This window comes from Dactylosporangium sp. NPDC051485, assembly GCF_040682015.1.
GTDB lineage: Bacteria > Actinomycetota > Actinomycetes > Mycobacteriales > Micromonosporaceae > Dactylosporangium.
The window spans coordinates 44,289-68,205 of sequence record NZ_JBFAZW010000063.1 but is presented as its reverse complement, the minus strand read 5'-3'; the positions used below and the strand labels follow the sequence as shown (position 1 = coordinate 68,205).

General features: G+C 72.9%; 21 protein-coding genes. 10 read left to right on the top strand and 11 right to left on the bottom strand.

Features of this window, described 5'->3' with window-relative positions; all coding sequences use genetic code 11:
• Nucleotides 1–1,123: hypothetical protein (locus AB0M46_RS31010; protein WP_363341724.1), on the bottom strand; the 1,123-nt coding region annotated here is incomplete at its 3' end.
• A 24-nt stretch (nt 1,124–1,147) separates the two neighbouring features.
• Here AB0M46_RS31010 and AB0M46_RS31005 point away from each other — a divergent pair.
• Together AB0M46_RS31005 and AB0M46_RS31000 are read left to right on the top strand one after the other, a co-directional pair.
• Nucleotides 1,148–1,705, top strand: coding sequence for an acyl-CoA thioesterase (locus tag AB0M46_RS31005; protein ID WP_363341722.1), 558 nt, complete (start codon nt 1,148–1,150; stop codon nt 1,703–1,705).
• 88 nt (nt 1,706–1,793) lie between these two features.
• Nucleotides 1,794–3,755 (top strand): acetoacetate--CoA ligase, encoded by a 1,962-nt coding sequence (locus tag AB0M46_RS31000; protein WP_363341720.1) that lies wholly within the window; start codon nt 1,794–1,796, stop codon nt 3,753–3,755.
• On the opposite strand, the gene AB0M46_RS30995 is transcribed toward AB0M46_RS31000, so the two are convergent.
• A complete protein-coding gene (locus tag AB0M46_RS30995) occupies nt 3,752–4,426 on the bottom strand; it encodes a TIGR03089 family protein (protein WP_363341718.1) in 675 nt (224 codons plus the stop codon). The two genes, AB0M46_RS31000 and AB0M46_RS30995, sit on opposite strands and share 4 nt — an antisense overlap.
• A gap of 58 nt (nt 4,427–4,484) precedes the next feature.
• Here AB0M46_RS30995 and AB0M46_RS30990 point away from each other — a divergent pair, with 58 nt between their 5' ends.
• From AB0M46_RS30990 to AB0M46_RS30980, 3 genes are all read left to right on the top strand, one after another.
• Nucleotides 4,485–6,560, top strand: coding sequence for an N-acetylmuramoyl-L-alanine amidase (locus AB0M46_RS30990; protein WP_363341717.1), 2,076 nt, complete (start codon nt 4,485–4,487; stop codon nt 6,558–6,560).
• Nucleotides 6,561–6,749: 189 nt separating this feature from the next.
• Complete coding sequence (locus AB0M46_RS30985; protein ID WP_363341715.1) at nt 6,750–7,904, top strand: glycosyltransferase family 1 protein; 1,155 nt, start codon at nt 6,750–6,752, stop codon at nt 7,902–7,904.
• A 220-nt stretch (nt 7,905–8,124) separates the two neighbouring features.
• Complete coding sequence (locus AB0M46_RS30980) at nt 8,125–9,228, top strand: sugar phosphate nucleotidyltransferase (protein ID WP_363341713.1); 1,104 nt, start codon at nt 8,125–8,127, stop codon at nt 9,226–9,228.
• A 125-nt stretch (nt 9,229–9,353) separates the two neighbouring features.
• Here the strand turns inward: AB0M46_RS30980 and AB0M46_RS30975 are convergent, their stop codons facing one another.
• Genes AB0M46_RS30975 through cofD form a run of 3 tightly spaced genes read right to left on the bottom strand, consistent with a single transcriptional unit; the run spans nt 9,354 to nt 11,925 of the window.
• Nucleotides 9,354–9,899 (bottom strand): NUDIX domain-containing protein, encoded by a 546-nt coding sequence (locus AB0M46_RS30975; protein ID WP_363341711.1) that lies wholly within the window; start codon nt 9,897–9,899, stop codon nt 9,354–9,356.
• Nucleotides 9,896–10,972 (bottom strand): coenzyme F420-0:L-glutamate ligase, encoded by a 1,077-nt coding sequence (locus AB0M46_RS30970; protein WP_363341709.1) that lies wholly within the window; start codon nt 10,970–10,972, stop codon nt 9,896–9,898. The genes AB0M46_RS30975 and AB0M46_RS30970 overlap by 4 nt, the downstream gene beginning before the upstream one ends.
• Nucleotides 10,969–11,925: a 2-phospho-L-lactate transferase gene (gene cofD / locus AB0M46_RS30965; protein ID WP_363341707.1), complete on the bottom strand. Its 957-nt coding sequence runs from the start codon at nt 11,923–11,925 to the stop codon at nt 10,969–10,971. Before cofD ends, AB0M46_RS30970 begins: the two co-directional genes overlap by 4 nt.
• A 155-nt stretch (nt 11,926–12,080) precedes the next feature.
• Between cofD and AB0M46_RS30960 the strand changes: the two genes are divergently transcribed.
• Together AB0M46_RS30960 and AB0M46_RS30955 are read left to right on the top strand one after the other, a co-directional pair.
• A complete protein-coding gene (locus AB0M46_RS30960) occupies nt 12,081–13,544 on the top strand; it encodes a hypothetical protein (protein ID WP_363341706.1) in 1,464 nt (487 codons plus the stop codon).
• Between the two features lie 105 nt (nt 13,545–13,649).
• Nucleotides 13,650–16,181 (top strand): bifunctional FO biosynthesis protein CofGH, encoded by a 2,532-nt coding sequence (locus tag AB0M46_RS30955; protein ID WP_363341704.1) that lies wholly within the window; start codon nt 13,650–13,652, stop codon nt 16,179–16,181.
• A gap of 195 nt (nt 16,182–16,376) precedes the next feature.
• Here AB0M46_RS30955 and AB0M46_RS30950 read toward each other — a convergent pair whose 3' ends face one another.
• Complete coding sequence (locus AB0M46_RS30950) at nt 16,377–16,904, bottom strand: signal peptidase I (protein WP_363341702.1); 528 nt, start codon at nt 16,902–16,904, stop codon at nt 16,377–16,379.
• Between the two features lie 385 nt (nt 16,905–17,289).
• On the opposite strand from AB0M46_RS30950, the gene AB0M46_RS30945 reads away from it, so the two are divergent.
• Nucleotides 17,290–17,547 carry a WhiB family transcriptional regulator gene (locus AB0M46_RS30945; RefSeq protein ID WP_033364663.1) on the top strand — a complete coding sequence of 86 codons (258 nt, stop codon included), beginning with the start codon at nt 17,290–17,292 and terminating at the stop codon, nt 17,545–17,547.
• Between the two features lie 97 nt (nt 17,548–17,644).
• Here the strand turns inward: AB0M46_RS30945 and AB0M46_RS30940 are convergent, their stop codons facing one another.
• Nucleotides 17,645–17,998 carry a DUF3499 domain-containing protein gene (locus AB0M46_RS30940; RefSeq protein ID WP_344619560.1) on the bottom strand — a complete coding sequence of 118 codons (354 nt, stop codon included), beginning with the start codon at nt 17,996–17,998 and terminating at the stop codon, nt 17,645–17,647.
• Nucleotides 17,999–18,116: 118 nt separating this feature from the next.
• Between AB0M46_RS30940 and AB0M46_RS30935 the strand changes: the two genes are divergently transcribed.
• Nucleotides 18,117–18,566 (top strand): metallopeptidase family protein, encoded by a 450-nt coding sequence (locus AB0M46_RS30935; protein ID WP_363341700.1) that lies wholly within the window; start codon nt 18,117–18,119, stop codon nt 18,564–18,566.
• Between the two features lie 78 nt (nt 18,567–18,644).
• On the opposite strand, the gene AB0M46_RS30930 is transcribed toward AB0M46_RS30935, so the two are convergent.
• Genes AB0M46_RS30930 through AB0M46_RS30915 form a run of 4 tightly spaced genes read right to left on the bottom strand, consistent with a single transcriptional unit; the run spans nt 18,645 to nt 22,442 of the window.
• Nucleotides 18,645–19,991, bottom strand: a complete 1,347-nt coding sequence (locus AB0M46_RS30930; RefSeq protein WP_363341698.1) for an FAD-dependent oxidoreductase — start codon at nt 19,989–19,991, stop codon at nt 18,645–18,647.
• The gene (locus tag AB0M46_RS30925) at nt 19,988–20,578 is read right to left on the bottom strand and encodes a pyridoxamine 5'-phosphate oxidase family protein (protein ID WP_363341696.1); all 591 of its coding nucleotides are present in this window, start codon (nt 20,576–20,578) and stop codon (nt 19,988–19,990) included. Before AB0M46_RS30925 ends, AB0M46_RS30930 begins: the two co-directional genes overlap by 4 nt.
• Nucleotides 20,563–21,945 (bottom strand): aspartate aminotransferase family protein, encoded by a 1,383-nt coding sequence (locus tag AB0M46_RS30920; RefSeq protein WP_363341694.1) that lies wholly within the window; start codon nt 21,943–21,945, stop codon nt 20,563–20,565. Before AB0M46_RS30920 ends, AB0M46_RS30925 begins: the two co-directional genes overlap by 16 nt.
• On the bottom strand, nt 21,942–22,442 hold the full coding sequence (locus AB0M46_RS30915) for an Lrp/AsnC family transcriptional regulator (protein WP_363341692.1): 501 nt from the start codon (nt 22,440–22,442) through the stop codon (nt 21,942–21,944). The genes AB0M46_RS30920 and AB0M46_RS30915 overlap by 4 nt, the downstream gene beginning before the upstream one ends.
• A 235-nt stretch (nt 22,443–22,677) precedes the next feature.
• Between AB0M46_RS30915 and AB0M46_RS30910 the strand changes: the two genes are divergently transcribed.
• On the top strand, nt 22,678–23,916 hold the full coding sequence (locus AB0M46_RS30910) for a spermidine/putrescine ABC transporter substrate-binding protein (RefSeq protein ID WP_363341690.1): 1,239 nt from the start codon (nt 22,678–22,680) through the stop codon (nt 23,914–23,916).
• The last annotated feature ends 1 nt before the right edge of the window (nt 23,917 follow it).

Genomic DNA, 23,917 nt, shown 5'->3' with positions numbered 1-23,917 from the left:
GCACAGGCGGGAAAGGCCCCGGCGGCGACCCGGCCGCAGGCCCGGAAACCGGCGCCCCGCCAACGCTGCCCGGGCCACCGGCGCCGGGAGCGGGGAACGGAGAGGGCCCGGAAACCGGCGCGCCACCAACGCTGCCCGGGCCACCAGCGCCGGGAGGGGCGAACGGGGAAGGCCCGGAGATCGGCGCCCCACCGACGCCGCCCGGACCGCCAGCGGGACCGGCGAACACGGGAGGCCCGGAAACCGGCGCCCCACCCGGGAACGCCGGCGCACCGAAAGCAGGCGGCCCGGAAACCAAAGGCGGCCCGGAAACGACAGGCGGCCCGGAAACGACAGGCGGCCCGGAAACGACAGGCGGCCCGGAAACGACAGGCGGCCCGGAGACAACGGGCGGGCCGGGGGTGACAGGCGGCCCGGAAACGGGGCCGGACATGACGGGCGGCCCGGAGACCACCGGAGGAGCGGACGTCGGGAAGCCGACCGGCGGCACCGGCTGCGTGTCGTCGCTGGCCCGGTAGCCGGCCGCGGCCGACGGCAGCTCCGAGGTCGACGCGGCCGACCCGGCCTGGAACGCCGCCGTGGGCGAGCCGGCGTAGGCCGGCCGGGCGACGGGCGGGGTGGCGGCCGGCCCGTGGCCCAGCGGGTACTCGTGGACGTCGGGCGACTCGACCGCGGACTCCGGCGCCAGGGGCACTGCCCGCGGCCAGGCCCGCCACCGCTTCACGCTCGCCGCGGCGATCAGCAGGGCCACGCCCAGCACGGCCGTCGTGCCGTTGCGGATCGGGCCGGTGAGGTCGACTGTCACGAAGCCGAGGTCCAGGTCCTTCGGCAGGCTCTTCAACGCCGACAGCGGGTCGATGAAGAGGCTGACGTATGTGGCCAGGAGGGCCAGGCCGGCGACGATCGGGCCGACCGGGGAGATGCGCAGGGTGGCGATCAGGCCGATGAGCAGGCCGGCGCCGAGCAGATACGCGGCGGGCACGAGCAGGTCGATCGAGTCGAAGGCGCCGCGACTCTGCCACTTGTCCACGGTGTCCGCGGATTTGGGTTGACCGATGGCGATCAGCAGCCACGCAATCGGTGCGATCAACATCCCCGCGATCAGGCTTCCGACGTGTCGCATGGGTCGCACCGTACCGTCTTTGCCATGACCGAGCACACCGGCCGATCGCCCAGCCGTCCCACTGGTTACTCGCGGGTCACGCTGAGCCGGATCATGACCGCCGTGGACGTGAATCTGTACGGCACGGTCCATGGCGGCGTGATCATGAAGTTCATCGACGACGTTGCCGGTGCGGCGGCGGCGCGGCACAGCGGCGGGACGGCCGTTACCGCCTCGATCGACGAGATCGCCTTCCTCGAACCGTTGCGCGTCGGCGACCTCGTGCACGCGTATGCGCAGGTCAACTGGACCGGCACGACGTCGATGGAGATCGGCGTGCGCCTGGAGGCCGAGCGGTGGGACGAGGTGAGCGAGGGGGAGCCGGTCGTGGTGGCCACCGCGTACCTCGTGTTCGTCGCGGTCGACGCGGACGGCAAGCCGCGCCCGCTGCCCGCGGTGGTGCCCGACTCCCCGCAGAACGAGGGCCGCTGGCGAGAGGCGGAAATCCGACGCGAGCACCGCCTGGCGCGACGGGAGGCCATCCAGAGCCACAGAGAGCACCAGCGGCACAGGGAGCACCAGCGCCAACGAGACAAGACGTGACGGGGGTGCGGCTGCCACACAGAAGCGCGGGATCACGTAGTGGGCGCCCACACTGAACCAGCGTTTGGGTGTACGGCAAGATGGTTCAATGGCGAAGATGCTCTGGCGGCCCCCAGCGGACGTGCTCGATCGCACCCGGATCGGCGCCTTCGCGAAGTGGCTGGCGGAGCGGGGCCGGAGCTTCCCCGAGGGTGACTACCAGGCGCTGTGGCAGTGGTCCGTCGACCACCCGGGCGAGTTCTGGCAGGCGATCTGGGACTACTTCGAGGTCATCACCCATGAGCCGCCGACCGCCGCGCTGGCCGACGCCCGCATGCCGGGCGCGAACTGGTTCCCCGGCGCGCGGCTCAACTACGCCGAGCACGTGCTGCGCATGCCGGGCGTCGCCGACGACGAGCCGATGGTCCTCGCCTGGTCGCAGACCCGGGAGCCGGTCACGCTTACCGCCGCCCAGCTGCGCGAGCAGGTGCGCCGGGCCCGGGCCGGGCTGCGGCGGCTGGGGGTGGGGCCGGGCGACCGGGTGGCCGCCTACGCGCCGAACATCCCCGAGACGTTCGTGCTGATGCTGGCCACGGCGAGCCTGGGGGCGATCTTCTCCAGCTGCGCGCCGGAGTTCGGCACCCGCTCGGTGGTCGACCGCTGGCAGCAGATCGAGCCCAAGGTCCTGGTGGCCGTCGACGGGTACCGCTACGGCGACAAGCCCATCGACCGCGCCCCCGAGGTGGCGGCCATCCGGGCGGCGCTGCCCTCCGTCGAGCACGTCATCAGCATCGGGTACCTGCACGAGTCCGCCGGGAACTGGGGCGAACTGCTCGCGGACACCGACGAGCCCCTCGAGTTCGCCGCGGTGCCGTTCGAGCAGCCGCTGTACGTCCTCTACTCCTCCGGTACCACGGGCCTGCCGAAGCCGATCGTGCACGGGCACGGCGGCATCCTGCTCGAGCACCTCAAGATGCTCGCCCTGCACCATGACCTCGGCCCCGGCGACCGGTTCTTCTGGTTCACCACGACCGGCTGGATGATGTGGAACTACCTCGTCTCCGGCCCGGCCGTGGGCGCCGCCGTGGTGCTGGTCGACGGCAACCCGGCCCACCCCGACCTCGGATGGCTGTGGCGGGTCGCCGACGAGAGCGGGACAACGTACTTCGGCACGTCCGCCCCGTTCCTGCTCTCCTGCCGCAAGGCCGGCATGGTGCCGAAGGATTTCGCCGACCTGAGCCGGCTGCGCGGGGTCGGCTCGACCGGCGCGCCGCTGCCGCCCGAGGGCTTCGAGTGGGTCTACGAGGCCGTGTCGGACAAGGTGCTGCTGGCGTCGGCCTCGGGCGGTACCGATGTCTGCACCGCCTTCGTCGGCGGGGTGCCACTGCTGCCGGTGCGGGCCGGCGAGATCGCCTGCCGGGCCCTCGGCGCGCGGGTCGAGGCCTACGCCGCGGACGGCACGCCCGTGGTCGGCGAGCTGGGCGAGCTCGTGATCACCGCCCCCATGCCGAGCATGCCGGTCGGCTTCTGGGGCGACGAGGACGGCTCCCGCTACGCCGACGCCTACTTCGGCACCTACCCGGGCGTCTGGCGGCACGGCGACTGGATCACCATCGACCCCACCGGCGCCTGCGTGATCACCGGCCGTTCCGACGCCACCCTCAACCGGGGCGGCGTGCGCCTGGGCACGAGCGAGTTCTACTCGGTCGTCGAAGGGCTGGACGAGGTCGTGGACTCCGTGGTGGTACACCTGGAAGACCCCGAGGGTGGCGCCGGCGAGCTGCTGCTGTTCGTGGTGCCGGCCCCGGGCGTGGCGCTGGACGGTGCGCTGAAGGCGCGCATCGCGCGGGAGCTGCGCACCGCGCTCTCCCCGCGGCACGTTCCCGATCAGGTTTTCCAGGTGGATGCCGTACCGCGGACGCTGTCGGGCAAGAAGCTCGAGGTACCGGTGAAGCGGATCCTCACCGGCACCCCCGTCGAGGCGGCGGCGGCCAAGGGCGCGCTGGCCAACCCCGAGTCGCTGCGCTACTTCGCCGAGATCCGCGCCGCCCAGGTGGCCGCCGGGGCCTAAATCTGCTCGGCCTGCTCGGTCGCGGCCCGGGCGGACAGCTTCTCCGGGTCGCTGTTGACGCTGAGCACGATGCTGGCGCCGGCCGCGAGCGGGGCGATCAGCCACTCGACCGGGTCCGGGTGGGCGACCGCGTCGATGAGCACCCGCCCGCCCGGCAGGCCCAGCGCGCGGCCCTTGACGACGAGGTCCTCGGTGCCGCTCGGGTCGGCCGGCCCGGGGAAGTGGTCGCCGAACTGCCGCACCTCGGCCACGTAGTCGGCCCAGCCCGCCGGCACGCCGCCGCGCATCGGCAGGCCCATGGGGGCCAGGCCCAGCACGTACCGGTCGGCGGGGCCGGGCGCGCCGGTCTCGGCCGCGGCCAGCGAGGCGAACTCGACGTCGGCGCCGGCCGCGGTCGGCTCGCCGTAGGCGACGCTCAGGCCGGCCGTCCAGGCGCCCAACAGGATTGTGGCGGTCTGCCAGTGTGCAGGCAGGCGCACCGCGGCCACGTCGCCCGGGCCCAGGCCGCAGCCGTCGACGAGCAGGTTGGCCGTCTTGGCGACCCAGTTGGCCAGCGTGGCCCCGGACAGCTCGGTCCGCTCGCCGGTCGCGTCGTCGTAGAACGTCAGGAACGGAAGTGACGGGTCCTTACCGACAACTGCCGCAAAGAGTGAAGGAATTGTATTACCCATATGTCCGAAAATTCCCTTCCATAGCATTCCGCTCGAGCCACGAGAGGATGGGAGCGGGATGGGCGTCTGGGCAACGCGACGATACCGGCGCGGCAGGGTGCTCGCTGCCGCCGGCTGCGCCCTGACCCTGCTCGGTGGCCTGACCGCCGGCGGCGCCACGGCCCGCCCGTCCGACCCGCCGGTCGCCTCCGACGGCCTGACCTCGCTGATCGAGTGGGCCAACCCGGCCGCCAAGGCCCCCGGCGGCGCCGGCGTGCCGACGCACGTGACCCGCGTGGAACTCGGCGACTTCGACCGCCCGGCGGCCGGCGCGATCGCGTCGCGCGACCCGCTCGCCGGCGTCCCGCTGGCCGAGGGCTACCACCGGACCACCCGCAGCCGCACCCTCACCATCACCCGGCCGGCCACCGCCCCGTTCAGCGCCGTCGGCGTCACCTGGCGCGAGACCGGGCGGATCGCCGGCGTGAGCATCGCGGTCCGGGCCCACGCCCCCGGCGGCGACTGGGGCCCCTGGCGGGCCGTCGGCGCCGGCGAGAACGACCGCGACCCGGTGATGGTGCCCTCCAGCGGGCGGCCCGGCGCGCGGCCGAGCCCGTCGCCGAGCGCCGGGCCGGTCGAGCGCGGCGGGGCCGACCTGGTGTGGGTGGGCCGCAGCGACGGGGTGCAGATCGCGGTGAGCACGGCCGGCGCGCCCGCGCCGCACGACGTCGCGGCCGACCTCATCGACCCGACCGACTCGCCCGGTGACGCCGTCGCGGTGCGCCCGCCGCAGGACGCCCCGGCCGCGCTGCGCCCGTCCATGCCGGCGATCAACTCCCGGGCCTCTTGGGGCGCGAACGAGCAGGTCATGGGCTGGCGGCCGCGGTATGCCCCGCTGGTCAAGGCCGTCGCCGTGCACCACACCGCGACCGGCAACGACTACGCCGAGTCGGACGTGCCGAAGATCCTGCGCTCGATCTACGAGTACCAGACGGTCAGCCGCGGCTGGGGCGACATCGGCTACAACGTGCTCGTAGACCGCTTCGGCCGGCTCTGGGAAGGCCGCTCCGGCGGGCTGAGTCGTCCGGTGGTGGGCGCCCAGGCGGGCGGCTTCAACACCGGTACCGCGGGCATCGCGATGATCGGCGACTACCGCACCACGCCCGTCCCGCCGGCCGTGGTGGAGGCCGCCGCGCAGTACACCGCGTGGAAGCTCGCCCTGAGCCAGGCCATCGACCCGCGCGGCAGTGTGACGCTCACCGGGGGCGGGTCGACGTCGAAGTACCCGGCCGGCACCGCGGTCACCGTGCCCCGGGTCTTCCCTCACCGCCAGACCAACCCGACCGAGTGCCCGGGCGCGAAGGGCCTGGACGCGCTGCCGGCCATCCGCGACCGCGCCGCCGCGCTGCTCGGCGACCTGGTCAGGCCGGGCGCGGTGCGCGCGCGGCTGGCCGCCTACCGGCCGGCCGACGGGACCGTGCGCGTGGCGGGGTCGCCCGACCCGATCTTCACCTCGGGGCCGAACGAGATCGCGGTGCCGGCCGACTACGACGGCGACGGCCGGTCCGACATCGCCACCTGGTCGCCGACCACCGGCAACTGGACCATCCTGCTGAGCGGCTCGGGCCGCACGACCGTCCAGTGGGGGCTGCCCGGCGACGTGCCGGTCCCGGCCGACTACGACGGCGACGGCAAGGCCGACCTCGCGGTGTTCCGGCCGGCCAACGGGGTCTGGTACATCAAGGGCGTCGGCGAGTTGCAGCTCGGCCAGCCCGGCGACCAGCCCGTGCCCGGCGACTACACCGGCGACGGGCGGGCCGAGCCGGCGATCTGGCGCCCCTCCACCGGGCTGTGGGCCATCCGGGCGATCCGCGAGTGGCAGTTCGGCGAACCGGGCGCGATCGCGGTGCCGGCCGACTTCGACGGCGACGGCGTCATGGAGCCGGCCGTCTGGTCCCCGATGACCCAGCAGTTCACCATCGACGGCCAGGCGCCGGTGAAGCTCGGCGATCCGGGTGACACGCCGGTGCCCGGACAGTACGACGGGGACGGCCGGGCGGATGTCGCCGTTTACCACGACGGGCGGTTCGACGTCCGCGGTGTGGGCAAATATGAGGTAGGCGCGCCCGGCGACGTACCCATGCCGTTGTATTAAGAAGTAGCTGTACTGAGAAGTAGCGTTCACGCGCCGCGATGAACTGAACACGTGAGTTGATTCAGGCTGAATCCTGGGTGGAACTCACGTCGCTAGTCGCGTCGTGGACATCGATCATCGGCGGAACGGGCGTAGTCTCTGACCGAGACGTCGCATCGAGTCCAGATCGAGTCCAGAAGGAGTCGCCAAGTGACCCCCGGCCGCCCGCCCCGCGTGCTTGTTGACGCCACGAGTGTCCCGGCCGACCGAGGCGGTGTAGGACGCTACGTCGACGGCCTCTTAGGCGCGCTCGGTGCGCTCGAAGCCGACCTTGCGGTCGTCTGCCAGCGCACCGACGCCGAGCGCTACGGCCGGCTCCTGCCCAACGCGCGGATCATGTCCGCCCCCGCCGCGGCGGCCCACCGCCCGGCCCGCCTCGCGTGGGAGCAGACCGGCCTGCCGATCCTCGCCCAGCAGGTCGGCGCGCAGGTGCTGCACTCGCCCTTCTACACGTGCCCGCTGCGGGCCGGCTGCCCGGTCACGGTGACCGTCCACGACGCCACCTTCTTCACCGAGCCGGAGCACTACGACAAGTCCCGCCGCACGTTCTTCCGCTCGGCCATCAAAACGTCGCTGCGGCGCGCCAGCCGGGTGATCGTGCCCAGCAAGGCGACCCGCGATGAGCTGATCCGGCTGCTCGACGCCGACCCGACGCGGATCGACGTGGCCTACCACGGGGTGGACTCCGAGGCCTTCCACGCGCCCAGCGACGACGAGAAGGCGCGCGTGCGGGCCCGGCTTGGGCTCGGCGCGCAGGAGTACATCGCCTTCCTCGGCGCCAAGGAGCCCCGCAAGAACGTGCCCAGCCTGATCCGCGGCTGGGTCGCCGCCGTGCGCGACCACGAGCACCCGCCCGCGCTGGTGGTGGCCGGCGGCCAGGGCCACGACGACGAGATCGACGCGGCCATCGCCGAGGTGCCGAGCCACCTGCGCCTGCTGCGGCCGGGTTACCTGCGCTACGCCGACCTGCCCGGCTTCCTGGGCGGCGCGGTCGTGGCCGCCTACCCGTCCTTCGGCGAGGGCTTCGGCCTGCCGATCCTGGAGGCCATGGCGTGCGGCGCGCCGGTGCTCACCACGCCCCGGCTGTCCCTGCCCGAGGTCGGCGGCGACGCGGTCGCCTACACCGGCCCGAGCCCCGACGAGATCGCCCGCGATCTCGCGGCGCTGCTCGACGACACCGAGCGGCGCACCGCGCTGGCCAAGGCGGGCGCGGCCCGGGCCAAGGAGTTCACCTGGGAGTCCAGCGCCGAGGTGCACCTCGCCGCCTGGACCCGGGCGGCGAGCCCGCGCGGCCTCATCGGGTGAGACCGGACGTCGCCCTCCGGAGCGGCCCGGGCGGCGAGCCCGCACGGCCTCGTCGGGTGACGGCGGACGTCGCCTTCCGAAGCGGCCTGGGCGGCGAGTTCGCGCGGCCTTGCGGGGTGACGCCGGACGTCACCCTCCGAAGTCGATTCAGGCGATTCTGGTAATGAATGCGATACCTTCAAGTTGTGACAAGGTGGCCCGCACTGGGCATGATGAGGCCGTGTTGTACGCGGTGATCCCAGCAGGCGGCAGCGGCACGCGGCTCTGGCCGCTGTCGCGGGCCGGCCATCCGAAGTTCCTCCACGCCCTGACCGGCACCCCGTTGTCGCTGCTCCAGGCGACGTACGGGCGGCTGGAAGGCCTGGCGACGCCCGAGTGCACCTTCGTGGTGACCGGGGTGGCGCACGCGGCCGCGGTCGCCCGCCAGCTGCCGGGCCTGCCGGAGGGCAACATCCTCGTCGAGCCCACCCCGCGCGACTCGTGCGCCGCGATCGGGCTCGCCGCCGCGGTCATCGCCCGCCGCGACCCGCACGCCGTGATGGGCGCCTTCGCCGCCGACCAGCTGGTCCGCGACGTGCCGGCGTTCACCGACACCCTGCAGCGGGCCATCCAGGGCGCCGAGGACGGCCTGCTGATGACCATCGGCATCACGCCGACCCACCCGGAGACGGGCTACGGCTACCTGCACGTCGGCGAGCGCGTCGGTGCGGGTGACGTGTGCAAGGTCGCCGAGTTCGCCGAGAAGCCCGCCATCGACGTCGCGCAGCGGTATCTGGACTCGGGGGAGTACCTCTGGAACGCCGGCATGTTCGTCTGGCGGGTCGACGTGTTCCTCGACGAGCTGGCCCGCCAGCAGCCCGCCCTGCACGACGGCCTGCGCCGCATCGCCGAGGCCTGGGACACCCGCGACCGCGAGGAGGTCCTGGCCGAGATCTGGCCCGGCCTGACCAAGATCTCGGTCGACTTCGGGGTGATGGAGGGGGCCGGCCGCGCCGGCCTGGTCGGCACCATCCCGGGCAACTTCGGCTGGAACGACGTGGGCGACTTCCACACGCTCGGTGAGCTGCTGGAGACCGACACGGCGGGCAACGTGGTGGTGGAGCTCGACCCGTCCGCGCCGGCCAAGCCCACGGTGCTCATGCAGGACGCGGAGCGCGTCGTGGTGGTGCCGCGCGCGGGCCGCCTGGTGGCCGCGGTCGGCGTCAGCGACCTGATCATCGTGGACACGCCGGACGCGCTGCTGGTCTGCCCGCGGGCCCGCGCCCAGGACGTCAAGAAGCTGGTCGACTCGCTGAAGGAGCGCGGCTCGAGCGAACTGCTCTGACCCGCAGGCGAAAAGCCGAAAGCGAAAAGCCGAGAAGCGAAAGGCGACAGGCGAAAAGCCGAGAAGCGAAAGGCGACAGGCGAAAGGCCGAAAGCGAAACGGCCGAAAGCGAAAAGGCCGGCCGGTTAGGAACGCTTCGCCCACGCCAGGGCCGGGGCCATCAGCGACTCGGTGGCGCCGGCCAGCGGCTCGGGCAGGGCGTCCGGCGCGAACCAGGCCAGCGCCGCCGACTCCGGGCTCACCATCTCGACCGCGCCGGGCGGGGCGATCGCCGCATACCGCACGTCGTAGTGCAGCGACGGCCCACCCGAGCAGACCACGTGGTGCACGTCGAGCCCGATCGGCGCCTCGCTGATGCGCAGCCCCAGGATGCCCGACTCCTCGGTGGCCTCGCGAAGGGCCGCCCCCGCGACGGTGGCGTCGCCGGGCTCGCAATGCCCGCCCATCTGCATCCAGCGCTTGATCCGCCCGTGCAGGCACAGCAGCACCCGCTCGGCGGCGGCGTCCACCACCAGGGCGCTCGCCGTCACGTGGCCGCCCGTGTGCTCGCGCCAGACCGTGGTGGAGTCGGGCCGTACGAAATCCAGGAAGCGCTGACGGGTGGCCTCCGCCTCCGCCGTGGGAGCCGACCATGCCGACAGGACCGCGAGAGCATTCTCGTGCAGCGTCATAGTGACGGCAGGCTACCGCGCCCGATGGCGAGCACGCCCAGGGGCACGCCGCCCTCCGGCAGCTCGTCGCCGAACGTGTCGCCCGCGGCGACCTCCAGCCAGGCGCTGGCGAGGCCGTCAGCTGCGAGAACGGCCCGCAGGCGCTCGGCCCGGCGGCCGGCCTCGGCGGCGGCCCGCGCGTCGCCGGCGGGTGCCCACACCAGCAGGGCGGCCACAGTGCCGGGCGGCACCGTCACGCTGCGTGTCCGCGGGAACGGCAGCTCCGGCAGCTGCACGGGCTCGTCCGCGGGGCCGAAGGGCACCGCGTCGGGCAGCGAGCCGGCCGCGCGCAGCCCGCGGGCCAGGGCCTCGGCCGTGCCCAGCGAGAAGAGGTCGGCGTCGGCGCCGCGGATCAGCTCGGCGGCCCCGCGCCCGTGCGGGGCGCCCTGCGGGATCGGCAGGCCGCGCACGACCGCCACCGGCACCTGGTCGACCTTGCCCTTGACCAGGTCGGCGGCGGCGGCCAGCTCGTCGACGACGGCCGTCTGGGTGAGCTGGAGCTCGTTGCCGTACGCGTCGAGGCGGCCCCGGTAGTCGGCCAGCGCGTCCACGCCGGCGGCGCCGATCGCCACGTCGGTCAGGCCCAGGCGCCACGGGCGGCCCATGGTGTCGGTGACGACCACGGCCACGTCCAGGCCGAAGCGCTCGCGCAGCTCCTCGCGCAGCCACCGGGCCGACGCGTCGGGGTCCTTGGGCAGCAGCACGAGGTGCGTGGGGTCGACGTTGGACGCGTCGATGCCGGCGGCGGCGAGCACGAAGCCGTGGTGGGTCTGCACGATCTGGGTCGCGCCGCGGCGGGCGACCACGCGGGCCGTCTCGGCGCGCAGCGCGGCCTCGCGGGCGGCCTCCCGGGCCGGCTCGTCGGACGGGATCTCGACCAGCCGCCCCTCGGACTTGCTCACGACCTTGCTGGTCACCACGAGGACGTCGCCGTCGGCCAGCCACGGCGCCGCGGCCGTGATCAGCGCGGCCAGGTCGTCGCCGGGCCGCACGTCGCCGATCCCGGTGACCGGCAGGATCTCCAGGCCGGTCACGAGATCCCCACCGCGGACAGGGCGTCGCGGACCATCGTGGCGGTCGCGGCCTCGTCGGTCATCCACAGCGGCACGGCGCGGACGGTCAGGCCCGGCACCTCGACGCCGGCGTCGGTCTCGTCGACCAGCCAGGCGTCGAGCACGCCGCCGCTCGCGCGGGCGCCCAGCAGGCCGCCGACGCCGGCCGGGGTGCACGGCACGCCTATGACCGCCAGGCACTTGTCGGCCATGCCGCGCACCGGCGCGCTGCCGATGATCGGGGACACGCCGACGACCGGCGCCCGGCCCGTGGCCACCGCGTCGCGGATGGCCGGCACGGCGAGGATCGGGGCGATGGAGACCACGGGGTTGCTCGGCGCCAGCAGTACGACATCGGCCTCGGAAATCGCGTCCAGCACCCCCGCCGCAGGCTTGGCCGTCTCGGCCCCCACGAAGACGAAGCGCTGGGTCGGGATGCCGGCGCGGTGGCGGATCCACCACTCCTGGAAGTGGATCGCCCGGGTCGCCCCGTCCGCCTCCACCACGGCGTGCGTCTCCACCCGGTCGTCGCTGGCAGGCAGCAGGCGGATGCCGGGCTTCCAGCGGTCGCACAGCGCCTCGGTGACCGCGGAGAGCGGGTAGCCCGCGTCCAGCATCCGGGTGCGCACCAGGTGGGTCGCCACGTCCTTGTCGCCCAGGCCGAACCAGGTGGGCTCGGCGCCGTACGCGGCCAGCTCCTCCTTGACCGTCCAGCTCTCCCCGACGCGGCCCCAGCCGCGCTCCGGGTCGGCGCCGCCGCCGAGCGTGTACATCACGCTGTCGAGGTCGGGGCAGATGCGCAGGCCGTGCAAGGTCACGTCGTCGCCGACGTTGACCACCGCCGTCACGTCCGCACCGAGTTCCCTGCCCACCGCGCGCACTCCGAGAAGGAAGCGCGCGCCACCGATCCCGCCGGCCAGCACCACGATCCGCATGGGTCCAATCCTGCCCCACCCGTGTTACGCCGGTATGCGGGGTCTTCCGCACACGCGGGAATCGCCCGCGGGAGCTACGCTGCTGGCGACCGTTTCCACTCCATCGAATGCACCGAACCGGACAGCAACTCGGACCGTTCACTTCGGGAGAGCCAGTGAGCACCCAGCCACCCGATCCGACCCCCACCGGGGCGTACTCGCCGACTCCGGCCGCGGCCCAGTACCAGACCCCCGCCGCCACCCCGGCTGCCCAGGCGCTGCCCGGTGCGTTCCACCAGCCCCAGCCCCAGCCCCAGCCCCAGCTCCAGGCGCCGGCCCTGCCGCTGCCGGACGCCAAGAAGGTGCGGGGCCTGCTCGACCCCTACCGCGAGCTGGCCGCCTTCGCGCTGATCGGCGCGGCCGGCATCTTCCTGCTGGCCGGCCTGCTCGAGCTGTTCACCGGCGTGGCCAACTCGTTCCTGACCATGGCCACGACGTCGTTCGGCAACGTGGTGGGCTTCCAGGTCATCCTCATGCCGATCCTCGCGGTCGTGCTGGTCACGCAGATCGACACGGTCACGCCGCGGTCCAAGACGATCGTCCTCGGGGCCCTGATCGAGTACGCGGTGGCCGCCGTCCTCGGCCTGGTCCTGCTGCTGGCCGGGCTCATCGGCGACATGCAGAGTGAGTACCTCGCACTCGGCTACGCCTTCGCCAACTTCCTCGAGCACCTCGCCGGCCTGGGCCTGATCGCCCTCGGGCTGTTCCTCACCTCGCGGGTCTTCCTGGGCGCCTACAGCGCGCCGAAGCCGGTCGCGCCGCAGTACGGGCAGCCGGGCTACGGGCAGTACCCGCAGGCCTACGGGTACCCGCAGCAGCAGTACGCCCAGCCGCAGACCGGCTACGTGACCGGCGCGCAGCCGGCTGCGGCCGCCGGGTACCCGGCCGCGTACGGCCAGCAGCAGCCGGCCACCACCGGCTGGTCCCAGCAGACCGGGACCCAGCCGGTCGTGACCCCGGGCGTCATCGCCGGCGCGGCCGCGGGTTACCCCGCCGCGCAGCAGACCGGCGCCGCGCCGGCGGCCCCCGGCTACGCGACCCCGGCCGCCCCGACCACGGGCGCTCCGGCGGCCGCGCCGACCTCCGGCGGGTATGCCGCGCCCGGCTACGCGGCTCCCGGTGCGACCCCCGGGTACACCGCACCGGCCGTGGCCGCGCCCAGCTTCGGCGCACCGGCCACCCCGCCGGCGGCGGCCGCCGAGGCGGCCCAGCCCGTCTCCGCATCGCCGCTGAGCTCGCCGTTCGCCGCGTACACCGCGCCGGCCCCGACCCCGGTGGCCGACGAGCCGGTCTCGGCGCAGCCGTTTGCCGCGCAGCCGGTCTCCGCGCAGCCGGCGTCCTCGGAGCCGGTCCAGGGCGGCGGGTTCGCCTCGGCCGGCTGGCCGGGTGGCACCTCGACGCACCCCGGGTCCGGCGAGGAGGGCACGGCGGTCCTCTCCCCGGCGCCCGTCGCCGACCCCGACGCCACCCAGCAGGCGCCGGTCGTGGACGCCGACGCCACCTCGGTGCTGAAGCCGCAGGAGAAGGGCGACGACGGCGAGGCGACGCAGAGCACCCAGGCGATTCCGCCGAGCAACTGAGATACCTCCGGCTTTCCCGTGGCCGCGGCCGCCGGTCGCGGCCACGGGACAAGTCACACGTCCGGCTCGCGTGGATCCGCTCGGCGGCGGCCTAGGCTTCAGACCGTGACGTCTGAAGGCAGAGGTACCGAAAACAACGCCATGCGGCGGGCGCTGCGCCGGGCGGCCGACGGCCGTGCGCTCGACGTGACCGAGGCGGCCGTGCTCCTGACCGCCCGCGGGCCCATCGGTCAGCCCAGCGCGCTCGACGACCTGCTCACCACCGCGGCCGCGGTGCGCGACGCGGGCCTGGCCGACGCCGGCCGCCCGGGCGTCATCACCTTCTCGAAGAAGGTGTTCATCCCGCTCACCCGGCTGTGCCGGGACCGCTGCCACTACTGCACCTTCGCCACCGTCCCGCACCGGCTGCCCGCCGAGTACCTCGAGATCGAAGAGGTGCTGCAGATCGCCCGCGAGGGCGCCCGCCAGGGCTGCAAGGAGGCCCTGTTCACGCTGGGCGACCGGCCGGAGGAGCGCTGGCCCCAGGCCCGGCGCTGGCTGGACGAGCGCGGCTACGACTCCACGCTGTCGTACCTGCGGGCCTGCGCGATCGCCGTGCTCGAGGAGACCGGCCTGCTGCCCCACCTCAACCCGGGCGTGCTGTCCTGGGCCGAGCTGCAGCGGCTCAAGCCGGTCGCGCCCAGCATGGGCATGATGCTGGAGACCACCGCCACCCGCCTGTGGTCGGAGCCGGGCGGCCCGCACTTCGGCTCGCCGGACAAGGAGCCGGCCGTGCGCCTGCGGGTGCTCGAGGACGCCGGCCGGGTCGGCGTGCCGTTCACCACCGGCATCCTCATCGGCATCGGCGAGACCCTCGACGAGCGGGCCGAGTCCCTCTTCGCGATTCGCCGGGCGATGAAGGAGTACGGCCACATCCAAGAGGTCATCGTCCAGAACTTCCGCGCCAAGCCCGACACCGCCATGCGCGGCATGCCCGACGCCGAACTGCACGACCTCGCGGCCACCATCGCCGTGGCCCGGCTGGTGCTGGGCCCGAAGGCGCGCATCCAGGCCCCGCCGAACCTCATCGACGAGGAGTACGCGCTGCTCATCCGGGCCGGCATCGACGACTGGGGCGGCGTGAGCCCGGTGACGCCGGATCACGTGAACCCGGAGCGTCCCTGGCCCGCCCTCGACGAGCTCGCGGAACAGACGAAGGCCGCGGGTTTCGTACTGCGGGAGCGCCTGACCATCTACCCGGAGTACGCCCGCCGCGGCGTGCCGTGGCTCGACGCCCGGCTGACCCCGCACGTCGAGGCGCTCATGGAGCACGGCTCCGGCCTGGCCGACGAGGCCGCCCGCCCGGTGGGCCGGCCCTGGCAGGAGCCGGACGGCGGCCTGGAGGACAGCGGCCGCACCGACCTCTTCGCCGCGATCGACACCGAGGGGCGCAGCGCGGACCGGCGCGGGGACTTCGACACGGTCTACGGCGACTGGAGCGAGGTCGCCACGAGGGTCCCGCAGTCCGCGCCCGAGCGCCTGGACGGTGACGTCCACAGTGGACTTGCGCTGGCCGCGAGCGACCCGGCGAGCCTGCTGGACCCGGCCCACGAGGCCGCCGCCCTGGCCCTGTTCAACGCCGACGGCCCGGCCCTCGAGGAGCTCGTCCGCATCGCCGACGACCTGCGCCGCGAGGCCGCCGGCGACGACATCACCTACGTGATCAACCGCAACATCAACTTCTCCAACGTCTGCTACGTGGGCTGCCGCTTCTGCGCCTTCGCCCAGCGCGAGCGCGACGCCGACGCCTACCGACTGTCCTATGAGGAGGTCGCCGACCGGGCCGAGGACGCCTGGCGGGTCGGCGCCACCGAGGTCTGCATGCAGGGCGGCATCGACCCGAAGCTCCCGGTCGGCGCCTACGCGGAGCTGGTCCGCGCGGTCAAGGCCCGCGTCCCGGGGATGCACGTGCACGCCTTCAGCCCGATGGAGGTCGTCACCGCCGCCTCCAAGGCCGGCGTCTCCATCCGGGACTGGCTGACCCAGCTCAAGGAGGCCGGGCTGGACACCATCCCCGGCACCGCCGCCGAGATCCTCGACGACGAGGTCCGCTGGGTGCTGACCAAGGGCAAGCTCCCGACGTCGGCGTGGGTCGAGGTGGTGACGACCGCGCACGAGCTGGGCATCCGGTCGAGCTCGACGATGATGTACGGCCACGTGGACCACCCCGGCCACTGGCTCGGCCACTTCCGGGTGCTCGCCGGCATCCAGGACCGCACGGGCGGCTTCACGGAGTTCGTGGCCCTGCCCTTCGTCCACCACAGCGCGCCCATCTACCTGGCCGGCATCGCCCGCCCGGGCCCGACTTGGCGCGACAACCGGGCCGTGCACGCGATGGCCCGCGTGCTGCTGCACGGCCGGATTGCCAACATCCAGTGCTCGTGGGTGAAGCTGGGCGACGAGGGCACGGTGGCGATGCTGCGCGGCGGGGCCAACGACCTCGGCGGGACGCTGATGGAGGAGACCATCTCGCGCATGGCCGGCTCGGAGCACGGCTCGGCCCGCACGCGCGAGGAGCTGGAGTCCATCGGTCGCGCCGCCGGGCGGCCGGTCCGCCAGCGGACCACGGTCTACGGCTCGGTCCCGGCCGGCGCCTGAACCGCGGGCGCGCCTCTGCGGCGTCGAGTCCGTCGTCGGCGCCATCGCCGCGGCGGCGACCGTCGGGGCGCGCCTCAGGGCCGCGTCGTGCCCGTCGTCGGCGCCATCGGCGCGGCGGCGATCGTTGGGGCCGCGCCTTAGGGCCGCGCCGTGCCCTTGGCGGCATCGCCGTGGCGTCGGCCGTTGGGGTGCGCCTCAGGGCCGCATTGTCGTGTAGGCCGACAGCAGCGTCGCGCCCGTCGTCGGCACCATCGCCACGGCGGCGACCAGGCCGCCCAGCAGGAGCAGGCCCAGGATCCGCCGGCCCGGGAAGAGCAGTGCCAGGAGCAGGGCACCGCCGGCGATACGGACCGGGTGGGTGCGGACCTGCAGCACCGGCCAGCCCGCGTGGGGCAGGACCAGGCGGACCGGGCCGACGACGTGCTTGCGGTCGACGGCCGCCGGGTCCGGCTGCACGTTGGCATCACCCTGCACCATCAGGGTGTCGTCGGCGGCCTGGGAAATCACCCTGTGGGTGATCGGGCCGCGCGGATCGGTGTACGTCACGATCTCGTAGACCGACACAGAGGTGGCATGGGGATCGACGAAGATGAGGTCACCGGCGTGCATCGACGGCGCCATGGACTCGGACATCACGACGTAGGGCTTCCAGCCCAGGCCGGCGACGCCGACGGTGAACATGATCACGGAGACGGCGGCGCCCAAGAGCAGACGGTTGATCATAAGGGGGCCGTGAGGTCGGGTCTCAGCTTCTGCCGCACATCGGCGCAGTTCGGCCGGGTCGGGGGCCGGTTGAGCAAAGTCGCGAAGACTTTCCGGCGCGTCCGGCGTGTCGCCCGTTACCTTCGGCGGGGCATCGTCGGTATGGGTAAGGCACGGGGTGCGAGGGGGTCGCCCGAGCGGGCCTATTTAGCAGGTTCGGCTTGACGACGCACGTATAACACGCGTGTAATTTCACCGGGGGATGTTCGCCGGGTGGGGTAAGACGACACCACCAAGTGGGCATTAGGAACACCGCGCCGAGGTACAGCAACCTTGTAGGACATGCGCCTTCCGCGTGGGGGGTTGCGCCGGCATTGACGCCGGTGCGCAAGAAGGAGGCACGCTGATGGACGGCCGACCAGTCGTGGCCGACCTGCTGGGTAACGCTCCGGAGTGGCAAGAGCGCGCTTTGTGTTCTCAGACCGACCCGGAGGCTTTCTTCCCGGAGAAGGGCGGGTCGACGCGCGAGGCCAAGCGCATCTGCTCGCGCTGCGAGGTGCGGGCGGACTGCCTGGAGTATGCGCTGGGGCACGACGAGCGCTTCGGGATTTGGGGCGGGCTCTCGGAACGCGAGCGTCGCAAGCTCAAACGACGGGCCGCTTAGCAGATCGGATTTCCGAATTTGGGCGCCGACACCCGAAATGGGGTCGGCGCCCTTTGTGTTGGCATTTCTTCGATAATTATGCGCGGCCCTTCGATAATTATGCGTCGGGGGGAATGACGCGCAGATGGCCCCGCCGCCCGAGCGGATGTTGCTGGTCGGGCTCATCGCGATGCGGGGCGGGCCGGGCCGCCTCGCGCACGGCCTCGGCGAGCGCGACCAGATCGTCGTTCGTCGGCGGGGGCGGGCCGTACTCGCCCTCGTGCCGTACCAGGTCCCAACCCCGCGGCGCGGTGAGCCCGCGGGCGTGTGATTCGCACAGGTCGTAGGAGTGCGGCTCGGCGAATGCGGCCAGCGGACCGACAACTGCGGTCGATTCGGCATAAACGTACGTCAACGTCGCAACGGGGGGTCGGGGGCAACCGTTGCGCGAGCATCGACGTGGGGTCCTCACGGCGGAACCGTATCTCTCGCAGGCCCCAACGCCCTTCAGAAAGCCCCGCGACACGCCGGGGTGACTACGGCGACACGCTCGCGCGGGCGATAGGGTGGTCTGGCGCTACGCTGGCACCGTGGCGAGCCCAGACCGACGACGCAGTGGACCGGGAAGGCGCGGCCGTGACCGGCACGGCCGAGGCCTGCGTGGCCGGCTGGTCCCCGCGTCGCTGCCGATGTCCCGCACGCGCGCCGAGATGTTCGACGACCTGGTCCTCGACTCCGTCGAACAGTTGGAGCAGCGCTTCTCCCAGGAGCTGGCGGGGGTGGAGTTCGCGGTCGAGGACGTCCCGCCGGACCTCAACGTGTATGACTCCGACGTGCTCGAGGACGGCGAGGTGCCCCTTGCCCGGCTCCTGCCCGGCCGCCCGGGCCGGCACGGCGTGCCGCCGCGGATCGTGCTCTACCGGCGGCCGCTGGAGTTCCGCGCGGCCGACCACGACGACCTGGCCGACCTCGTCCACGACGTGATCATCGAGCAGGTCGCCAACCTGCTGGGCGTGTCCCCGGAGGAACTCGAGGGCTGAGCGACCGCGCCCGAAACCTGCTGGGCGTGTCCCGGACGAGCCCCAGGGCTGCGCGGCCGCACCTGCGGCCCCAAGCGGTCAGGCGCCGAGCACCCGGGACATGAGGGCCGCGCGCTTCGAGGGCCGGCCGGTCCGCGCCTCGGAGGCGTCCGCCGCCGTCATCACCCGCAGGCTCGTGTTCACGCCCAGCCAGCGAAGCGGCTCCGGCTCCCAGAGGGGCGACCGGTGCCCGACCCACGGCAGGCCGACCAGGTCGCTGTCGATCCGGCGGATCAGGTCGGCCAGCGTCCGCCCGGCGAGGTTGGCCGTGCCGACGCCGTCGCCCACGTAGCCGCCCGCCCAGGCCAGCCCGGTGGCCGTGTCCAGCCCCACGGACGCCATCCAGTCGCGGGCGATGCCGAGCGGCCCGCCCCACGCGTGCGCCACCGGCACGTCGCCCAGCGCGGGGAAGAGCTCGCCCAGGACCCGCCGCAGCCCGGCGAAGACCCGCGGCTCCAGGTCGAAGGCGGGGTCGATGGCCGAGCCGTAGTGGTACGGCGCCCCGCGCCCGCCGAAGGCCAGCCGGTCGTCGGCCGTGCGCTGGCCGTAGATGATCAGGTGCCGGTGGTCGGAGAACGTCTCGCGGCCGGCCAGCCCCGCGGCGGACCAGAAGGAGGCGGGCAGGGGGTCGGTGGCGATCATCAGGGAGTACACCGGGGCGATGGCCCGGCGCAGGCCCGGCAGCCGCGGGGTGAAACCCTCGGTCGCGCGCACGACGATCGGCGCCCGCACGGTGCCGTGCGGCGTCTCGGCGCGGCGGCGGGCGATGCGGGTGACCGGGGTCCGCTCGAAGATGCGCACGCCGCGGCGCTCGCAGGCAGCGGCCAGGCCGCGGACCAGCTTGGCCGGCTGAATGGCCGCGCAGTGCGGGGTGAACGTGGCGCCGAGGACGCCGGTGGCGCCCACCCGCTCGGCCGCCTCGGCCGCGGTGAGCAGGCGCAGGTCGATGCCGTAGCCGGCGGCCTCCTCGGCCTCGTGCCGGGCCCGCTCCAGCTGCACCGGGGTGCGGGCCAGCACGACGGTGCCGCCCTTGGCGTAGTCGCAGTCGATGCCCTCGGCGGCGGCGACCCGGCCGACCTCGTCGACGCTCGCCTCCATGGCGGCGTTGAGGGCGAGCGCGCGCTCGCGGCCGTAGGAGCGCTCCAGCGCGGCCACGGACTTGGGGAACAGCGCCGAGCACCAGCCGCCGTTGCGGCCGCTGGCCCCGAAGCCGGCGCTGCGGGCCTCCAGCACGGTGATGCGCAGCGACGGGTCGGCGACCGCCAGGTAGTACGCCGTCCACAGGCCCGTGTAGCCCGCGCCCACGATGCACACGTCGGCCTCGGCGTCGCCGGGCAGCGCGGGCCGGGCGGGCGCTTCCGGCAGTACCGACATCCAGAAGCTCATGAGGACTCGCCCTCGATGAACTCGTCGCGCACCGTGCGGATGGGAATGACGCCGGTGGGCGGGGACCAGCCGGCGTCCTCGTCGGACGTCTCCGGCCAGCCGTCGTTGACCTTGACTGACCACTCCTCGAGCGGCAGCGCCAGGACGAGGGTGGCGGCGAGCTCCTTCCTCGACGGCGGGCGGATCTGCGCCCACCGGCCCGGCGTGAGCCGCTCGCTGATCGTGCGCAGCGCCGGCACCTGGTCCTCGACCACCGAGCAGGCGCCGAGGACCATGGCCGAGCGGTACCGCATCGAGGCCTCGAAGGCGCTGCGGGCCAGGATCAGCCCGTCGAGCAGCGTCACCGTCAGGCAGCACGGGGCGCCCTCGGCGAGCAGCCGGAAGAGGCGGCTGCCCGTCGAGCCGTGGAAGAGCACCGTGTCGGCGTCGCGGCCGTAGGCGACCGGGATCGCGAACGGCTGTCCATCGTGGACGAACGCGACGTGGGCGACCATGCCCGCGTCGAGCACGCCGTGCAGCGCGGCGCGGTCGCGGACCTGCTTGTCGGGCAGGCGGCGCACCCGCGTGCGCTCTACAGGCGCGCCCATGCCTCGGTCAGCACAGAGCGCAGGATCTGCTCCATCTCGATGAAGTGGCTCTCGTCGCAGATCAGCGGCGGGGCCAGCTGGATCACCGGGTCGCCGCGATCGTCGGCCCGGCAGTACAGGCCGGCGTCGAAGAGCGCCTTGGACAGGAACCCGCGCAGCAGCGCCTCGGACTCGGCCTCGTTGAAGGTCTCCTTCGTCGCCTTGTCCTTGACCAGCTCGATGCCGAAGAAGTAGCCGTCGCCCCGCACGTCGCCGACGATCGGCAGGTCGTAGAGGCGCTCGAGGTACGACCGGAACAGCGCCGAGTTGTCGCGCACGTGCGCGTTGAGGCCCTCGCGCTCGAAGATGTCGAGGTTGGCCAGGGCCACCGCGGAGCCGACCGGATGCCCGCCGTAGGTGATGCCGTGCGCGAACCAGTTCCTGCCCTCCAGGAACGGCTCGGCCAGCCGCTCGGACGCGAGCATCGCCCCGAGGGGGACGTAACCGCTGGTCAGGCCCTTGGCGCAGGTGATGATGTCGGGCTGGAAGCCGTACCGCTGGGCCCCGAAATACTCGCCGAGGCGCCCGAACGCGCAGATCACCTCGTCGGAGACGAGCAGCACGTCGTAGCGGTCGCAGATCTCGCGGACCCGCTCGAAGTACCCGGGCGGGGGCGGGAAGCAGCCGCCGGCGTTCTGCACCGGCTCGAGGTACACCGCGGCCACCGTGTCCGGGCCCTCGAACTCGATCGCCTCGCCGATGCGGTCGGCGGCCCACCGGCCGAACTGCTCCGGCGTCATCGACTGGTCCGGGCGGCGGTAGTAGTTGGTGTTGGGCACCCGGAAGGCGCCCGGCACCAGCGGCTCGAAGTCCTGCTTGAGCAAGGGGATGCCGGTGATCGACAGGGCGCCCATCGACGTGCCGTGGTAGGCGATCGAGCGGGACAGCACCTTGGTCTTGAGCGGCTTGCCGGTGCGCTTGAAGTAGGAGCGGGCGAGCTTCCAGGCGCTCTCCACCGCCTCGGAGCCGCCGGTGGTGAAGAAGACCCGGTTGAGGTCGCCGGGGGCGATCTCGGCCAGCCGGTCGGCCAGCTCGATCGCCTTCGGGTGGGCGTAGGACCACAGCGGGAAGTAGGCGAGCTCGGCCGCCTGCTTGGCGGCGGCGTCGGCGAGCTCCTGGCGGCCGTGGCCGGTCTGCACGACGAACAGGCCGGACAGGCCGTCGAGGTAGCGGCGGCCGTTGCTGTCGTAGATGTACGGCCCGTCGCCGCGCACGATCACCGGCACCGGGGACTCCGCGTACGCCGACAGGCGGGTGAAGTGCATCCAGAGGTGCTCGCGCGCCGCCGCGTCGAGCGTGGCGGCGTCGGGTTGCTGGTCGATGGTCATCGGGTCCCCCACGCATAGGTCTGCTTGGCGAGCTTGAGGTAGACGAAGGTCTCCGTGGCGGTCACGCCCGGGACGCTGCGCACCGTGTCGTTGATGAGGTCGAGGAGGTGCTCGTCGTCGGTGCAGACGAGCTCGGCGAGCAGGTCGTACCCCCCGGCGCAGATGACCACGTAGTCGATCTCGGGCACCGCGGCCAGGGCCTTCGCGACCGGCCGGATGTCCCCCTCCACCTTGATCCCGATCATCACCTGCCGGGCGAAGCCCAGCGTGAGGGGATCGGTGACCGCCACGATCTGCATGACGCCGGTGTCCAGCAGGCGTTGCACCCGCTGGCGCACCGCCGCTTCGGACAGGCCCACGACCTTCGCCAGGGCGGCATAGGACATACGGCCATCGCGCTGCAGTTGCTCGATGATGCGCTTGTTGACGTCGTCGAGGACAGGCTCGGTCACGTGTGGATTCTTACCCAGGACCCCGCCGTTGGCAACTAATTCCATGGCCGGGAAACGAGAGATCTGCGGAATCGTGAGGGCTGCCGTCGGCCGTGAAACCGTGACAGACTGTCGCTCCCTGTTTCGCCAAGGTGACGACCGTAACCCCGGCTTGACTACATAGCGCTTTTCGTTGTGCGGCTTGATCGCGGCAACGGAATCCCTTGTGAGCGATGGGACTGCGTGTCAGGATCAGTCGTCGGTTACCCCCAGGCCGGCACCAAGATCCGTAGGAGCCCCCGTGCGAATCCCCTCTCGCCCGCCGCTCTCGCCAGAAGCGCAGGCGGTGCTCAACGTCACCGGCCTGTCGCGCCGGACCCTCATGCGCGGCCTGCTGGCCGGCGGCGCCTTCGCCGCGACCGGCGGGGCCCTCGCGGCCTGCGGCACGAAGCCCGCGAAGAAGACCGAGTCCGAGAAGGCCGCCTGCGTCGGCGCGGACGCCTCGGCGACCGAGAAGAAGCTCAACTTCTCGAACTGGCCGCTGTACATCGACGTCGACGCCAAGGACGACAAGAAGCACCCGTCGCTGGACGGCTTCACGACCAAGACCGGCATCGCGGTGACCTACACCGAGGACATCAACGACAACAACGAGTTCTTCGGCAAGGTCCGCAACCAGCTGCAGGCGTGCCAGCCGATCGACCGCGACGTCATGGTCCTGACCGACTGGATGGCCTCGCGGGTCGTCGGCCTCGGCTGGGTGCAGCCCTTCGACACCGCCAAGACCCCCAACTTCACCAAGAACGTGCTGGCCACCCTGCGCAACCGGCCGTGGGACAAGGACATGACCCACGCCGCGCCGTGGCAGTCCGGCCTCACCGGCATCGCCTACAACGGCAAGGTGACCAAGGAGGTCCGCACGATCGACGAGCTGCTGACCCGCCCCGACCTCAAGGGCAAGATCGCCGTCCTCAGCGAGATGCGCGACACGGTCGGCCTGGTGCTGCTGTCCATGGGCAAGGACCCGGCGACGGTCAGCGACGCCGACTACGACGCGGCCCTGGAGAAGATCAAGAAGGCGGTCAGCTCGGGCCAGATCCGCAAGTTCACCGGCAACGACTACAAGGAGGACCTCGCCAAGGGCGACCTCGCGGCCTGCATTGCGTGGTCCGGCGACGTCATCCAGCTCGCCGCCGAGGAGGGCTCGCAGGTCAAGTTCGTCACGCCGGAAGAGGGCCTCATCCTCTGGTCCGACAACATGCTGATCCCGGCCCCGGCGACCCACCGGGCCAACGCCGAGCAGCTCATCGACTACTTCTACGACCCCACGGTGGCCGCCCAGGTGGCCGCGACCGTGAACTACATCTGTCCGGTGCAGGGTGCCCAGGAGGCGATGCAGAAGATCGACCCGGACCTGGCCGACAACCCGCTGATCTTCCCGGACGCCGCAACCCTCGGCAAGGCGCACGCGTTCCGCGCGCTGACCGAGGAAGAGGACAAGAAGTACGCCGCCAAGTTCGAGTCGGTGCGGGGGGCCTGAT

What these genes read in the sequence shown, in the direction of transcription:
- AB0M46_RS30945 (WP_033364663.1), top strand. Translation starts at nt 17,290, where the DNA reads ATGGACGGCCGACCAGTCGTGGCCGACCTGCTGGGTAACGCTCCGGAG.
- AB0M46_RS30950 (WP_363341702.1), bottom strand. Translation starts at nt 16,904, where the DNA reads ATGATCAACCGTCTGCTCTTGGGCGCCGCCGTCTCCGTGATCATGTTC.
- AB0M46_RS31000 (WP_363341720.1), top strand. Translation starts at nt 1,794, where the DNA reads ATGGCGAAGATGCTCTGGCGGCCCCCAGCGGACGTGCTCGATCGCACC.
- AB0M46_RS30990 (WP_363341717.1), top strand. Translation starts at nt 4,485, where the DNA reads ATGGGCGTCTGGGCAACGCGACGATACCGGCGCGGCAGGGTGCTCGCT.
- AB0M46_RS30915 (WP_363341692.1), bottom strand. Translation starts at nt 22,442, where the DNA reads ATGGAATTAGTTGCCAACGGCGGGGTCCTGGGTAAGAATCCACACGTG.
- AB0M46_RS30975 (WP_363341711.1), bottom strand. Translation starts at nt 9,899, where the DNA reads ATGACGCTGCACGAGAATGCTCTCGCGGTCCTGTCGGCATGGTCGGCT.
- AB0M46_RS30930 (WP_363341698.1), bottom strand. Translation starts at nt 19,991, where the DNA reads ATGAGCTTCTGGATGTCGGTACTGCCGGAAGCGCCCGCCCGGCCCGCG.
- AB0M46_RS31005 (WP_363341722.1), top strand. Translation starts at nt 1,148, where the DNA reads ATGACCGAGCACACCGGCCGATCGCCCAGCCGTCCCACTGGTTACTCG.
- AB0M46_RS30995 (WP_363341718.1), bottom strand. Translation starts at nt 4,426, where the DNA reads ATGGGTAATACAATTCCTTCACTCTTTGCGGCAGTTGTCGGTAAGGAC.
- AB0M46_RS30925 (WP_363341696.1), bottom strand. Translation starts at nt 20,578, where the DNA reads ATGGGCGCGCCTGTAGAGCGCACGCGGGTGCGCCGCCTGCCCGACAAG.
- cofD (WP_363341707.1), bottom strand. Translation starts at nt 11,925, where the DNA reads ATGCGGATCGTGGTGCTGGCCGGCGGGATCGGTGGCGCGCGCTTCCTT.
- AB0M46_RS30920 (WP_363341694.1), bottom strand. Translation starts at nt 21,945, where the DNA reads ATGACCATCGACCAGCAACCCGACGCCGCCACGCTCGACGCGGCGGCG.